This window comes from Amycolatopsis sp. lyj-112 (assembly GCF_046549055.1).
Lineage (GTDB): Bacteria > Actinomycetota > Actinomycetes > Mycobacteriales > Pseudonocardiaceae > Amycolatopsis.
In genome coordinates, this window is the sequence record NZ_JAJPWS010000012.1 from 133,591 (window position 1) to 147,007 (window position 13,417).

Consider the following 13,417-nt stretch of genomic DNA (forward strand, 5'->3'; position numbering starts at 1 on the left):
GCTGGTTGGTCATGGGAGGTAGTCGGTGTCAGGAGTGCGTTTTGGACGGGTTTTCGCCGTCGCGGCGGCTGCGTCGCTGGCGTTGGCGGGCTGCGCAGGCGGCAGCACGTCCGGCAGCGGTGACAGCAGCACGCTGAAGATCGGGTTCATGGGTGACCTCACCGGTGAGAACTCCGGGATCGTGATCCCGCCCCGCAACGGCGCCAAGCTCGCTATCGACGAGTACAACAAGACGAACCCGGCGACGAAGCTGGAGCTCAAGGAGTACGACAGCCAGGGCAAGCCCGAACAGGCCACGTCGCTGATCGCGACCGCCGTCGGCCAGGACAAGATCACCGCGCTGATCGGCCCGGCCTTCTCCGGTGAGTCGAAGGCCATCGGTGGTCAGCTGGAGCAGAACAAGATCCCGAGCGTCTCGCCGTCGGCGACGAACCCGGGCCTGGCCGAGAACGGCTGGAAGTACTGGCACCGCGTCGTCGCGAACGACAACGACCAGGGCCCGGCCATCGCCAACTTCTTGATCACCTCGAAGTCGCCCAAGAAGGCTTACGTCATCTCGGACGACCAGGAATACAGTGTCGGCCTGGCCGACGCCTTCGAGAAGACCTTCAAGGAGAAGAACGTCCCCGTCGACCGCGACAAGTTCGCGAAGGACGCCTCGGACTACTCCTCGACCGTGCAGAAGGTCAAGGCCGCGAACCCGGACGTCATCACCTTCGGTGGCTACTACGCCCAGGGTGGTCGTCTGCTCAAGCAGCTGCGTGACGGCGGCGTGACCGCCACCTTCGCCACCGGCGACGGTTCGCTCGACGCTCAGCTGGTCAGCGGCGCGGGTGCCGCTGCCGCCGAGAAGGCCGTCATCGGCTGCCCCTGCAACATCAAGGACGCCGGCACCGGCGACGAGTTCGTGACCAAGTACAAGGCCGCGTTCAACGTCGACCCGGCGATCTACGCGACCGAGGGCTACGACGCCGCGACCGCCATCATCAACGCGGTCAAGGGTGGCAACACCACGGCGGAGAAGATCAACGAGTTCCTCAAGACCGTTGACTTCAAGGGTGCCTCGAAGCAGATCAAGTTCAAGGAGAACGGCGAGCCGCAGACGAACGCGATTTACGTCTACCAGGTCACCGGTGGCGCGATCAAGAACCTCGGCGCCTCGACCGAAGCCAAGCTCAACGGCTGACGGAGCAGGTAGGAACACCTAACGGAAGCGGGGGCGCTGTGCGTGCACAGCACCCCCGCTTCCCGCAAATGTGGCGAAAGAATCCTCGCCCCGTCCCGTAAGGCATCCACGTCATGCTTCAAGATCTGCAAGCCCAGTTCCTCGGTAGCACCATCGGCGGACTGGTCGCCGGAAGCATCTACGCCCTCATCGCCCTCGGCTACACAATGGTCTACGGCGTGCTCCGGCTCATCAACTTCGCACACTCAGAGATCTTCATGATCGGGACGGTCACGTCCCTGTTCATCCTCATCTCCATCGCCGGCGGCGGCTCGATCACGCTCGGCGTGTTCGGGATGATCGCCGTGCTGCTGCTGATCATCATCGCTTCGGCCGCCGTGTCCGGTGGCGCGGCGGTCTTGCTGGAGCAAGTGGCCTACCGGCCGCTCCGCAAGAAGGGCGCGACCCGCCTGGCCGCGCTGATCTCCGCCATCGGCGCCTCGCTGTTCCTGCAGGAACTGTTCGGCCTCGAGATCATCGAATGGCTGACCGGGAAATCCGGCCGCGTCCAGCAGAACGCGCCCCGGTTCATCCCGCACGACGAGCTGTTCCACATCGGCAACGGCGTGGTCCGCACCGACCACGTGTTCGTCATCGTCGGCGCCGTGATCATGATGATCGTCCTCGACCAGCTGGTGAGCCGCACCCGCATCGGCCGCGGTATCCGTGCCACCGCACAGGATCCCGAAGCCGCCGTGCTGATGGGCGTCAGCATCGACAAGATCGTCCGGCTCACCTTCCTGCTCGGTGGCGCCATGGCCGGTGTCGCCGCGGCGCTGTACATCATGGAATACGAGAACACCGACTACCGGATCGGCTTCCTCCTAGGTATCAAGGCCTTCACCGCGGCAGTCCTCGGCGGTATCGGTAACCTGCGCGGCGCCCTGCTCGGCGGAATCGTGCTGGGCCTGGTGGAGAACTGGAGTTCGATCTTCTTCGGTTCGGAATGGAAGGACGTCACCGCCTTCGTGGTTCTGGTGCTGGTCCTCATGTTCCGTCCCACCGGTATTCTCGGTGAATCGCTGCAGCGGGCACGCGCATGAAGGGCAACGAAGAAGTGTCTACAGAAAACGGAAAGCCCGCGCGCGCCGGGTTTCACCCCATCGACGGGATGCGGGATTGGTGGGGCCATGCTCCGCATTGGCAGCGTTACGGCGTTTACCTCGCCCTGATCATCGGTGCGCTGATCCTGCCCGCACCGGCGATCGGCTCGTTCATGTCGCCGGACTCGGACTGGACGACCGTCCTGATCTTCCCGGTCGGGATCTACATCCTGCTGGCGATCGGCCTCAACATCGTGGTCGGCCACGCGGGCATGCTGGACCTCGGGTTCGTCGCGTTCTTCGCGATCGGCGCCTACACGCTGGCCGCGATGGGCACCAAGTACGGCTGGGGATTCTGGGGCACGCTCGCCCTCGGGATCTTCCTGGCGGCGATGTCCGGCGTGATCCTCGGTGCGCCGACACTCCGGCTGCGCGGCGACTATCTGGCGATCGTGACGCTCGGCTTCGGTGAGATCGTCCGGATCACGGCGAACAACAGCGACGGCATCGGTGGCGCTCGCGGTATCACCAACGTGCCGCACCCGGAGCCGATGTTCGGGGTCGAGTTCCTGCTCGACCCGGCGCCGTACTACTACCTGGTCCTCGCGGCGATCGTGATCGCGATCATCTTCTCGGTGCGGCTGCACCGAAGCCGGGTCGGGCGCGCGTGGGCCGCCATCCGCGAGGACGAGGACGCCGCCGAACTGATGGGCGTCCCGACGTTCAAGTTCAAGCTGCTCGCGTTCGCCATCGGCGCCATGCTCGGCGGGATGGCCGGCGTGGTCTACGCCAGCAAGGCCGTCTTCGTCGAGCCGAACAACTTCCCGTTCATCCTGTCGGCGACCATTCTCGCCGCCGTGGTGCTCGGTGGAGCGGGGAACCTGCCCGGCGTGATCCTCGGCGCGTTCCTGGTCGCTTGGCTTCCGGAACGCTTCCGCGACTTCGCCGAGTACCGGATCCTGATCTTCGGTGGCGTCCTCGTGCTGATGATGGCGCTGAAGCCGGAGGGTCTGCTGCCTTCGCGGCAGCGCAAGGCGGAACTACGTGAAGGAACGGGCGGGATGGGTGCCATGGGCGCCGAAGTCGCGGGTCCGGATTCCGAGGCTTCGGCGGAGGTGACGAAATGAGCGCACTGCTCGAATTCGACAACGTGACGATGCGCTTCGGCGGTGTCACGGCCCTGAAGGAAGTCAACCTCTCCATCAACCAGGGCGAGATCTTCGCCCTCATCGGGCCGAACGGCGCGGGCAAGACCACGGTGTTCAACGTGGTCACCGGTGTCTATCAGCCGACCGAAGGCCAGGTGCGCTTCAACGGCAACCGGGTCGACGGGATGAAGCGGTTCAAGGTCAACCAGGCCGGGATCGCCCGCACGTTCCAGAACATCCGGCTGTTCCACAACATGTCGGCACTCGAGAACGTGATGGTGGGCGCGGACTCGCACCACAAGACCGGGGCGATCTCCGCGACGCTCGGCCTGCCGGTGCACCGCCGGGAAGAGAAGCGGGGCCGCGAGCTGGCCAGGGAGCTGCTCGACTTCGTCGGCATCGGCCGGGTCGAGCACAACACCGCGAAGAACCTCTCCTACGGCGACCAGCGTCGTCTGGAGATCGCGCGTGCGCTCGCGACCGACCCGAAGCTGCTCATGCTCGACGAACCCGCCGCCGGGATGAACCCCGCGGAGAAGAACTCGCTGCAGCAGCTGATCCGCAAGATCCGGGACGACGGCCGGACCGTGTTGCTCATCGAGCACGACATGAGCCTGGTCATGCACATCAGCGACCGGCTCGCCGTGCTCGACTTCGGCCAGAAGATCGCAGAAGGGCTTCCCCAAGAGGTGCAGAACAACCAAAAGGTGATCGAGGCTTACCTGGGGGTGGCGGAAGATGCTTCTTGAGGTTCAGGACATCAACGTCCACTACGGGAAGATCGCCGCGCTCAAGGGAATGACCATCGAGGTCGGCGAGGGCGAGATCGTTTCGCTCATCGGGGCCAACGGCGCCGGCAAGACCACGACGCTGAAGACGATTTCGGGCCTGCGTCCGCTGACCAGCGGCCGGATCCTCTTCGACGGCAAGGACATCTCGAAGACACCCGGCCACAAGCGGGTCGAACTCGGGATCGGCCAGTCACCGGAAGGCCGGGGCGTGTTCCCCGGTATGACGGTGCAGGAAAACCTCCTGATGGGTGCGTACACCCGCAAGGACGACCTGAAGGCCGACCTCGACGAGGTCTACGAGCTGTTCCCGCGGCTGAACGAACGCAAGACCCAGTTCGGCGGCACGATGTCCGGTGGCGAGCAGCAGATGATCGCCATCGGCCGCGCGCTGATGACCAAGCCCAAGGTGCTGCTGCTCGACGAGCCGTCCATGGGCCTGGCGCCGATGCTGATCGCGCAGATCTTCGACATCATCCGCGAGATCAACAAGCGCGGGACCACGGTCCTGCTGGTGGAGCAGAACGCGCAGCAGGCGCTGAAGCTCTCTGACCGCGCGTACGTGCTGGAGACCGGTCAAGTGGTCAAGAGCGCCCGCGGTGCCGAGCTGCTGGACGACCCGCAGGTACGGGCCGCCTACCTCGGTGGTGACCTCGGCGTCTGACGCCCGAGAACGAAGAAGGGCCCCGTCGCGTTCCGGTGCGGCGGGGCCCTTCTCATCCCAGCTTGATGTCGGTGCCGGTGAGGTTCTTCATATCCGTCAGCGTCGGGCCCCCGAAAGCGCGCAGCACCACGGGTTTCGCCTCCTTGGGGAGGTCGAAGTACAGATCGAACTCGACCCGCACGCCGCGTCCGAGTTCGAACTTGCCGGGCTGCCGCTTGATCGTCATAGCCTGGTCGTCGACCTCGATCACGGCGCCGGAATCGGTGACGAGCCGCTGGCGCCGGGTGTCGAAAAGGATCCCGGACAATCCCTTTCCGGTGACCACCAGCCGAAGCCGGGCGAACTGCCCCTTCGCGTCGAACTCGGCGTGGCTGCCGGTGAGGCTGGGCAGCCCGGCCGCCAGGCCGATCACGGAGAACTCGGTCTCCCCGTTCGTCGCCGCGGGCAAGCGCACCGCGGTCTCGTCCGGCCGGACCTCCCGCGCGGGCAGGTCGTAGACAGGCTTGGCGGGGGCCTGCTCGGGCTCGCCGCCGGAGCAGCCGGCCAGCAGGAGGACGGACAAGGCGGCCGCCGCGATTCCAGTGCGCACCCCGCTGATTCTGCCCGCCGGACGGCCGCTGTGCGGCAGTCGTGAGTGTTTTGGGTCTTTCTAGCCAAGGGTTCAGTAGCACCACCAGTCGCGATGGCGGCGCGTGAAGGCCCCCTTCCCTCGGCTCAGCCGAGGAAACTCGACCTTCACACCTTCCCCAGTCCCTCATTACCACTCACGAGACGTCAGACCGCTTGAACCTCGACGCCCGCGGCCTCGAACGCACGCAGGACCTTCGGGTCCGCGTTGGAATCCGTGACGAGGGCGTGCACCTGCGACGTCGCGCAGATCCGCGCGAACGCACGACGGCCCAGCTTCGAACCGTCGGCGACGGCGACGACCCGCTCGGACCGCTCCACCATCAGGCGGTTGATACTCGCCTCGCCCTCGTGGTGCGCGAAAGCGCCCGCGTCGGCGTCGAACGCGTCGACGCCGAGGAACAGCAGGTCGATCGTCAGTTCGCTGAGCACCCGCGTGGCCAGCGGGCCGCTCAGTTCGAACGACTGCGGACGCGCGACCCCGCCGGTCACCACGATCTTCACATGCGGCCGCACCGCGAGTTCGTGCGCGATGTTCAGCGCGTTGGTGACCACTGTCAGCCCGGGCGAATCACGGAGACCGGCCAGATCGGACCGCGTCGCCAGCGACCGCGCGACCCCGGCCGTCGTCGTCCCGCCGTTGAGCCCGACCACCATGCCCTGCGCGGCGAGCGACGCCGCTGCGACACTGATCCGCTGCTTCTCGGGCACGTGCCGCGCGGTCTTGTACCGCAACGGCAGGTCGTAGGCGAGATCGTTGGCCACCGCACCACCGCGGGTACGGGTGAGCAACTGCTGTTCGGCGAGGTGGTCGAGGTCGCGCCGGATCGTGGCCGCGGAGACGTTCAACTCCGCTGCCACGTCCTCGACGTCGATCTTCTCCCGCTGCCCCAGCAGGTCCAGCAGGGTGCTCAGCCGTTCGTGCCGGGCCATCCGCGCCACTCCTAGCTCGCTGCGGCCGATCGCGCATGGCGTTGCGCTATTGGCCACTGTTTCGAGCAGTATGCTGCATCGCGGTTGTCCGCCGCGAGCGGCACGCCGGTCACCGAGGCCCGAGATCGTCGACGATCAAGTCGTCGAGGATCAGGTCGCGGTCCTGCTCTTGGGTCGCCGGCGTCAGTTTCGAAATGCCGATCCAGTCGGTGCCCTCCACGGTCGCGGTGAACGTCGTCGGGGTATGCGCCTCGGCGAGCGTCGTGTTCGTCCCCGCACCGGTCACGAACGCGTAGTCACCTGTCTTGGATGCCTCGTAGGTGAACGACACGCGATACCGGTGCCCTGGCTCGAACCGCAGCGTCTGCGGGATCGTCCGGTAGAGCAGCCCTGGGTTCTCCTCGTGGGATTTCAGGGATTCGTTACCCGACAACACGTCGTCGACGAGTTTCCCGTTCCAGCCGCGCTGGGTGTAGGGCGCGTTCTTCTGCGCGATATGCGTGCGGGGCTCTTCCGCCGCGCCGGCGTTGCCGCCGTAGACGAACGGACCCCAGCCCGTGTCGACGTTCTCGAAGTCCTCGGCGAAGTAGTGCCCGCCGGGCTTCTCCCCGGTGCGCACCACCCGGACGTCGTCGAAGGCCACCGTGGTGTCACCGGTATCGGCGCGCAGCCCGAGGGTCGCGCTCGTCTGTCCCGGTGGGACGGTGAACGTGACCTTCATCCGCTGGGTGTTCGTCCCCGCGTATTCACTGGCGCGGACGTAGTTCTTCACCGTCGAAACGTCCGTCCATTCCGTCACCGTCGTTCCGCCCGGCGGTGTCACGTCGAGACTCGCCTTGCGCTGACCGGTGACCTCGACGTTGACCGACGCCGTGTAGGTCCCCGCGGTCAGGCCGGTGACCTGCTGCGACGCCGACCCGGTGCCGGACCCGAACTCCAGCCGACGCCGGCCCGCCGCGTCCTGAGGCACCGACGCGCTGCCGGTCACCTTCCAGGCGTCGAGTTTCGCGGAGTAGAACGACGGATCCTTCAGTCCCGTGCCCTCGCCCCAGTTCTGCTCGGCGTTCGGGCCGGGGTCGGCCGGGTAGACGACGTACGGGGTGTTCGCATCGGCAGCGATGGTGACCTTGCGATCGGTCACCTTCAGGTCGGAGACGAACTGACGACCGGTGTCGGTGAGCCGGTACAGCTTCGCCTGGGGCCTCGGCCCCCAGGACGACGGCAGGGTCCACGTCGTGCTGCCGCCCGTGGCGTTCCAGTGGTACAGCTTGCTTTCCGCCTGCTGGTCCCACGGCAGGAGGTAGTTGCCGCCGTCGAGCACGAGGTGGCCGTCCTTGGTGATCTGCCGTTTGCCGGACGCCTTCGAGACGCTGACACCGTCGGCGAGGCGGATCGTGTCCGGTGCCCACTTCTGGATCTGGAAGCCCTGCAGGTACTTCGTCGGCACGTCGACCCCGAAGGTCTGCTTGAGGAAATGCGGGTAGCCGGAACCGCCGACCCAGCCTTCGTACGCGGCCAGTTCGCCGCCGCCCAGCAGCGGGTCGCCCGCGATCCAGTCGTCCTTCTGGTGGTTGCGGATGAACCGGACGATCGTGCTGTTGATGCCCTTGTAGTCGCTGCCGCCATAGCCGACGTCGTTCGCCCAGTGGCTCCAGGTGTTCTGGCGTTCGAACTTGTCCGGGAACTCGGTGGAAACCGCGTACCCGAGGTCGTTCATCTCCCGGGCGAACTTCTCCGACACCTGACCGTCGCCGTACCAGACGTCGACGTAGAGGAACTCCAGGTTCGGCGCCTTCCGCTTGAGTTCTGCCAGGCGCGCCAGGCGTTTTCCGCTCTGGCCGTCGAGGCGGTAGTCGATGTGGTAGCTCTGGTCGAGCCAGTCCCAGCCGAGGTCCTTCCGCACATCGGTCGCGATCGCCGGGTCGAAAGCGGGTGAGACCGGGTACTGCTCGGTGTCCTGGATGTGCACGCCGATGTCGGCGTTGTAGCGGTGTGCCGCGTCGATCAGGCGATTGAGGTCGCCGGCCCCGCCCTGTCGCTTGCCGATACCGCCGTAATCCGGGTGGGCCGAATCGTGGCCTTCCGAGCCGTACCCCTTGAGCAGCACGAACTGGCCGAGGCCATCGGTGTTGAGCGCGACGCGTTTGGTCTCGTCGAGTGTCTGCAGGAACGGGTGCTCGGCGTTGGAGGCGAAGTTGAACGGGATCCGCATGACCGGCCGCCGCGCGACCTGTTCCCAGCCCTTCGGGTTCACCATGATGTCGCGGAAGGCGATCGCGCCGTCCTGCCAGTCCACCACGCGGTCGGCGTTCCGATCTCCGGTGACGACGATCTTGGCGTACGGCAAGGGATCGGTGTCCGCGGGCTTCGCTCCGTCCGCGCGATAGGTCCAGTCCCCGCTCCACAGGCCGGCGCGTTTGACGCCGTCCTTGCCGGTCACCTGCGCGCGGATCCGGCCGTTGTCCTTCGCGGTGGCACCGGACGGCTTGTCGTAGGTGGAGTTCGTCTCGATCGCGGCGGCGAGACCGCCGGTGTTGACGATGCCGTACATCGCGCCCCGCGCGGCGGTGTCGACGGGCGTCGCGGCGGTGACCGGGGTGAAGGTGTCGCCCGTGCCGGTGGTCGCGTTGTGCATCTTCGCGGTGGACAACGCCGAGCCGGGCTGATCGCTGCGGACCGAGACCAGGTTGTGGTCCGGAATGGACAGTGACTTCACCGGATTCGCCGCGGTGTCGGCGATCTTCGTGACGGCGAACTCGGTCGTGCGGTCGCGCAGCCGGATCGTGGCGTCGATCCGGATCCCGCCGTAGGACGGGAAGGTCAGCCGGTAGTCGACGCGGTCGCCCGAGCGACGGCTCGTGACCTCCGGGGTATGGGCGGTGCCATTGAGCACGACCTGGCTGAGCGAGTCGGTGTTGCCGTCGATCTTCGCTCCCCTGCGGTTGTCGGAATAGCCGACGACGCGCGGAAACACCGAGTCCGCCGTCACCGTCAACGCGCCGGAGCGCAAGGTGACGAGTCTTCCCTGCGCGTCCGCCACCTCCGGTGACACGAGGAGACCAGCGAGCAGGACGGGGACCAGGGCGAGCCGGACCATGAACACTCCGATCGTGATGCGGTCGGTCACTTCATGCGGAAGTCGTACTGTTGCGGCAGTGGCTCAGGGGAAATCGCCGCCCAGGTGTCCGAAAGGGACGTTTCACCCTCGCGGATGTTCGCCACCTCGAACCCGGCGTCGAACAGGGCTCTGGCGCCGTCGATATCGCCTTGGGCCCAGTGCGTCCGGGCGGCCAGCAGCGCGATCCTGCCTTCCCGGGGCAGTCCATCGAGCAGTTTCGCCGCCTCGTCGGGAAGTCCGGCGGCGAGTTGCGCGGCGACGGCCTCGATCAGCAGCGGTCTCAGTGACGGCGCGAGCGCGACGGCGCTCCGGTACAGCCAGGCGGCCTCGTGTCCTGACGTGGCGACCGCGAGATTCCGCAAGGCCCAAGGGTTCTCGGCGGCGGAGACGGACTCGCGCCAGGCGCGGACCGCGTCCGACTGACGTCCGGCCGCCCAGTGGCCGACGCCGCGGTGATACCAGGTCAGCCAGTTCGCCGGGGCGTACTCCATCAAGTCCGCCCAGTACCGGTTCACCAGCGTCGGCGGAGGCACGGCGAGCGGGTCACCTTCGGGCGGCGTGCCGGTGAGGAACGCGAGCCACGGCTCCTGCTCCGGCCCGAGCGAGTCGTCCGGGAACGGGGTGCCGGGCAGGCACATCGGCGCCCGCCGGTTCTCCAGCGCACCCCAGCCGGAGCCGGTGGCCAGGAAGGATTCCGGCGTGACGTCGGCGATCTTCCGCCACCCGGTGTGGTATTCGTCCAGTTTCTCCGCCGACGGCAACTCCGCGGCCACCGCCTCGCGCGCCGCGCTCCAGTCGTCCCCGTGTACCAGGGCGGGGTCCGCGGCGACCGGGCCATAGGCCTCCAGCCAGTCCCAGCTCTCCCCCGCCGGAAGCCGCAGGTGTTCGAGCTGAGTGCGCGCCAGGCCCGCCTGGATCTCCAGATAGCCGCCCTCACCGGGGGCCAGCCAGTCCTGCCAGCGCCGTCCGCCCTCGGATTCGCCCCACAGGAACAGTTTCCGCCCGCGCAGGCGGCCTGTGGAAAGCTGGGCCAGACCCGTGCCGTCACCGTCGACGGCGGCGATCCAGGGCCTGCCCTCCACTTCGAAGAAATAGTCGGCCGCGGCGTCCGCCCGCGCCGGATAGGTGAGCTCGCCCGGCACGTCGACCAGGTCCAGCCGCCCCGAGTAGCCGTAGTGCCACGCCTGGGACGCGGGTGCCAGCACTCGGGTCTCGGCCTGCTGCGGCACGGCGATGTTCGACCACCAGTACACCGGGACGTCGTAGGGATGCGGGTTGCGCAGCCGCACCGCGACGAGCAGGTGATCCGACTCGTCGGGCAGCCAGAAGTCGAGCTGGTAGGGCAGGTCGCGGGTGCGTTCCCATTCCCACAGCCGCAGCACCGGCGTCCCGTCGGGCCCCTCGATCTCGGCGGCGAACATCGGGGCGCAGGTCAGGGTCGTATGCCCGGTGCTGCCGAGGTTCCACTCGACACCGCCGGCGAACCAGGCGTCTCGCAGCGCGAGGTTCGCGGGCTGGAACACCGGGTTGCGATAGAGCAGTTCGCGGCCCGACGGTTTGTGGAACAGCGAGTACAGCCGTCCGCCCAGCGACGGCAGCACGGTGGCGCGCAGCCGGTCGTTCTCCAGGACCAGCGCGGGCAACTCCCGTTCGGTGCGCTCGCGGGTGTACCCGTCCTGCAGCAGGCAAGGCAGTGTGGTGTCCAAGCGCCCGTAGCCGATCCCGGCCGCCAGGTCCGGCGGCAATTCGTCCACATTGGACACCTTCGCCACCGCTTCGGGTTTCCGCAGCGGCGGCAGCGGGTTCTCCGGCCCCAGGTCTGCGGCCGGCAGCACCAGCCCGGTGCGGTACAGGCGGGTCATGCTTCCGGGAGCCGGTCGCCGGTGGCGGCGTCGAACAGGTGCACCGCGCCCGGTCGCGGTGCCAGGGAGATCGCCTCACCGCGCTGCCACGGAGCCATACCCGGGGTGCGCACCGTCAGCACGCGGTCGGAATCCCGGCAGTAAAGGTACTGATCGCTGCCCAGTTCCTCGACGACCTCGACAACGGCCTCGAAGCCGCCGTCCCCGATCGTCCAGCCTTCCGGCCGGACGCCGACGACGATGCCGGGGCCGGTCAGTGCCGATCGCTGCGCCGGGGTCAGGGGCAGCCGCGTTCCGCCGACGACGGCGCCGTCGGTGTCCACAGTGGTCTCCAGCAGGTTCATCGCGGGCGAGCCGATGAACCCGGCGACGAACACGTTGACCGGGCGCGCGAACAGCCCGACCGGGGTGTCGCACTGCTGCAGGATCCCGTCCTTCAGCACCGCCACCCGGTCGCCCATGGTCATCGCCTCGACCTGGTCGTGCGTGACGTAGAGCGTGGTGATCCCGAGACGTCGCTGGAGGGAAGCGATCTGGGTCCGCGTCTGCACCCGCAGTTTGGCGTCCAGATTGGACAGTGGCTCGTCCATCAGGAACACGCTGGGCTCACGCACGATCGCCCGGCCCATCGCAACGCGCTGCCGCTGCCCGCCGGAGAGCTTCGCGGGTTTGCGGTCCAGGTACTCGGTGAGGTCGAGGACCTCCGCGGCCTCGCGCACCTTGCGTTCGCGCTCGGCCTTGGGGATCTTGGCCAGCTTCAGGTGGAAGCCGATGTTCTCCCCCACCGTCATATGCGGGTAGAGCGCGTAGTTCTGGAACACCATCGCGATGTCCCGGTCCTTCGGCGGCAGTTCGGTGACGTCGCGGTCGCCGATGTGGATGGAGCCGTCGTCGATGCCCTCCAGCCCGGCCAGCATCCGCAGCGTGGTCGACTTCCCGCAGCCGGAAGGGCCGACCAGCACGAGGAATTCGCCGTCGGCGACCTCGAGGTCGAGCCCGTCGACCGCCGGGCGGTCCACCCCGGCGTAGAATCGGGTGGTGTCGGAAAAGGTCACGGTGGCCATCTGGTCCTACTTTCCGGCGCCGAGCGTCATGCCGGTGATGATCCGGCGGGCGAGCACGAGGTAGAGCACGAGCATCGGGAGCACCACGATCGCCACACCGGCGATCAGCCCGCCGTACTCCGACTGATAGCTCGCGGCTCCGTAGAAGGTGAACAGCGCCCGCGACAGTGTGAAGTGCGCCTGGTCCTTGAGGAACACGATCGCCAGCAGCGTCTCGTTCCACAGGCCGATGGCGTTCAGCGTCAGCGCGGTGATCATGCCGCCCCGGGTCAGCGGCAGCATCACCGAGAAGAACGTCTGCGTCGGCGAGGCGCCGTCCAGCGCGGCCGCCTCCTCCAGTTCGTCCGGCAGCGACCGGAAGAAGCCGGTCATCAGGAACACGGTGAACGGGATGGACAGGGCCACGTACAGCACGAACAGGCCGTACTCGTTGTCCAGGTGGATCCGGCTCAGCACCACGAAAAGCGGGATGATCACGGTCTGGAACGGCACACCCATGCCGATCGCGACGGCGTTGGTCATCGGCCCGGAACCGCGGACCCCGAGCCGGGTCAGCGCGTACGCGCAAGGTGCCGAGACGGCGACCGTGGCCACCGTCGCCAACCCGACCAGGATCACCGTGGTGAGCACGGCGTTGCCGAAACCGGCGTTGTTCCAGGCGTAGACGAAGTTCCGGAACGGCTTGCCGACGTGGAACCACTGGTACGGCAGGGCGAACGGTTTGGTGAAGATCTCCACCGGCGTCTTGAACGAGGCCGTGAGCAGCCAGTACAGCACCAGGATGTTGCCCGCGGTGAACAGCCAGACGATCGTGGAACCCAGGATCCGCAACGGGCTCAGCCGTCGCGAACCGGGCGCCGGGCGCGGTTTGCGCGGTGGCTTGCGCGCCGGTTTCGGCGACGGGCGCGCGGGCGCCTCGACGTCGGTGACGGACATGGGGTCTCC

General features: G+C 67.4%; 11 protein-coding genes. 5 read left to right on the forward strand and 6 right to left on the reverse strand.

Annotation, left to right across the window (positions count from 1 at the left end):
* Positions 1-34 precede the first annotated feature (34 nt).
* The 5 genes from ACLJRL_RS31795 (at position 35) to ACLJRL_RS31815 (ending at position 4,868) form a co-directional block, all read left to right on the forward strand.
* The gene (locus ACLJRL_RS31795; protein WP_410660019.1) at positions 35-1,186 is read left to right on the forward strand and encodes a branched-chain amino acid ABC transporter substrate-binding protein; all 1,152 of its coding nucleotides are present in this window, start codon (positions 35-37) and stop codon (positions 1,184-1,186) included.
* A gap of 113 nt (positions 1,187-1,299) precedes the next feature.
* The gene (locus tag ACLJRL_RS31800; protein WP_410660020.1) at positions 1,300-2,268 is read left to right on the forward strand and encodes a branched-chain amino acid ABC transporter permease; all 969 of its coding nucleotides are present in this window, start codon (positions 1,300-1,302) and stop codon (positions 2,266-2,268) included.
* Positions 2,265-3,395 carry a branched-chain amino acid ABC transporter permease gene (locus ACLJRL_RS31805; protein WP_410660021.1) on the forward strand — a complete coding sequence of 377 codons (1,131 nt, stop codon included), beginning with the start codon at positions 2,265-2,267 and terminating at the stop codon, positions 3,393-3,395. Before ACLJRL_RS31800 ends, ACLJRL_RS31805 begins: the two co-directional genes overlap by 4 nt.
* Positions 3,392-4,165 (forward strand): ABC transporter ATP-binding protein, encoded by a 774-nt coding sequence (locus ACLJRL_RS31810; protein WP_410660022.1) that lies wholly within the window; start codon positions 3,392-3,394, stop codon positions 4,163-4,165. The genes ACLJRL_RS31805 and ACLJRL_RS31810 overlap by 4 nt, the downstream gene beginning before the upstream one ends.
* A complete protein-coding gene (locus ACLJRL_RS31815; RefSeq protein WP_125783240.1) occupies positions 4,155-4,868 on the forward strand; it encodes an ABC transporter ATP-binding protein in 714 nt (237 codons plus the stop codon). The genes ACLJRL_RS31810 and ACLJRL_RS31815 overlap by 11 nt, the downstream gene beginning before the upstream one ends.
* Before the next feature lie 52 nt (positions 4,869-4,920).
* Here the strand turns inward: ACLJRL_RS31815 and ACLJRL_RS31820 are convergent, their stop codons facing one another.
* The 6 genes from ACLJRL_RS31820 to ACLJRL_RS31845 all read right to left on the reverse strand — a co-directional run bounded on the left by ACLJRL_RS31820 (position 4,921) and on the right by ACLJRL_RS31845 (position 13,408).
* Entirely contained in the window at positions 4,921-5,457 is a 537-nt protein-coding gene (locus tag ACLJRL_RS31820) for a hypothetical protein (RefSeq protein ID WP_410660023.1), read from the reverse strand.
* A 185-nt stretch (positions 5,458-5,642) separates the two neighbouring features.
* Positions 5,643-6,428 carry a DeoR/GlpR family DNA-binding transcription regulator gene (locus tag ACLJRL_RS31825; protein ID WP_410660024.1) on the reverse strand — a complete coding sequence of 262 codons (786 nt, stop codon included), beginning with the start codon at positions 6,426-6,428 and terminating at the stop codon, positions 5,643-5,645.
* A gap of 109 nt (positions 6,429-6,537) precedes the next feature.
* Positions 6,538-9,555: an endo-alpha-N-acetylgalactosaminidase family protein gene (locus tag ACLJRL_RS31830; RefSeq protein ID WP_410660025.1), complete on the reverse strand. Its 3,018-nt coding sequence runs from the start codon at positions 9,553-9,555 to the stop codon at positions 6,538-6,540.
* Entirely contained in the window at positions 9,552-11,408 is a 1,857-nt protein-coding gene (locus ACLJRL_RS31835; protein WP_410660026.1) for a DUF5107 domain-containing protein, read from the reverse strand. Before ACLJRL_RS31835 ends, ACLJRL_RS31830 begins: the two co-directional genes overlap by 4 nt.
* Positions 11,405-12,472, reverse strand: coding sequence for an ABC transporter ATP-binding protein (locus tag ACLJRL_RS31840; RefSeq protein WP_410660027.1), 1,068 nt, complete (start codon positions 12,470-12,472; stop codon positions 11,405-11,407). Before ACLJRL_RS31840 ends, ACLJRL_RS31835 begins: the two co-directional genes overlap by 4 nt.
* 6 nt (positions 12,473-12,478) lie before the next feature.
* Complete coding sequence (locus ACLJRL_RS31845) at positions 12,479-13,408, reverse strand: carbohydrate ABC transporter permease (protein ID WP_410660028.1); 930 nt, start codon at positions 13,406-13,408, stop codon at positions 12,479-12,481.
* Positions 13,409-13,417: the final 9 nt, after the last annotated feature.

Bases quoted from the DNA above. Each gene is read 5' to 3' on its own strand.
- ACLJRL_RS31840 (WP_410660027.1), bottom strand. From the start codon at position 12,472: ATGGCCACCGTGACCTTTTCCGACACCACCCGATTCTACGCCGGGGTG.
- ACLJRL_RS31805 (WP_410660021.1), top strand. From the start codon at position 2,265: ATGAAGGGCAACGAAGAAGTGTCTACAGAAAACGGAAAGCCCGCGCGC.
- ACLJRL_RS31825 (WP_410660024.1), bottom strand. From the start codon at position 6,428: ATGGCCCGGCACGAACGGCTGAGCACCCTGCTGGACCTGCTGGGGCAG.
- ACLJRL_RS31800 (WP_410660020.1), top strand. From the start codon at position 1,300: ATGCTTCAAGATCTGCAAGCCCAGTTCCTCGGTAGCACCATCGGCGGA.
- ACLJRL_RS31810 (WP_410660022.1), top strand. From the start codon at position 3,392: ATGAGCGCACTGCTCGAATTCGACAACGTGACGATGCGCTTCGGCGGT.
- ACLJRL_RS31835 (WP_410660026.1), bottom strand. From the start codon at position 11,408: ATGACCCGCCTGTACCGCACCGGGCTGGTGCTGCCGGCCGCAGACCTG.
- ACLJRL_RS31845 (WP_410660028.1), bottom strand. From the start codon at position 13,408: ATGTCCGTCACCGACGTCGAGGCGCCCGCGCGCCCGTCGCCGAAACCG.
- ACLJRL_RS31815 (WP_125783240.1), top strand. From the start codon at position 4,155: ATGCTTCTTGAGGTTCAGGACATCAACGTCCACTACGGGAAGATCGCC.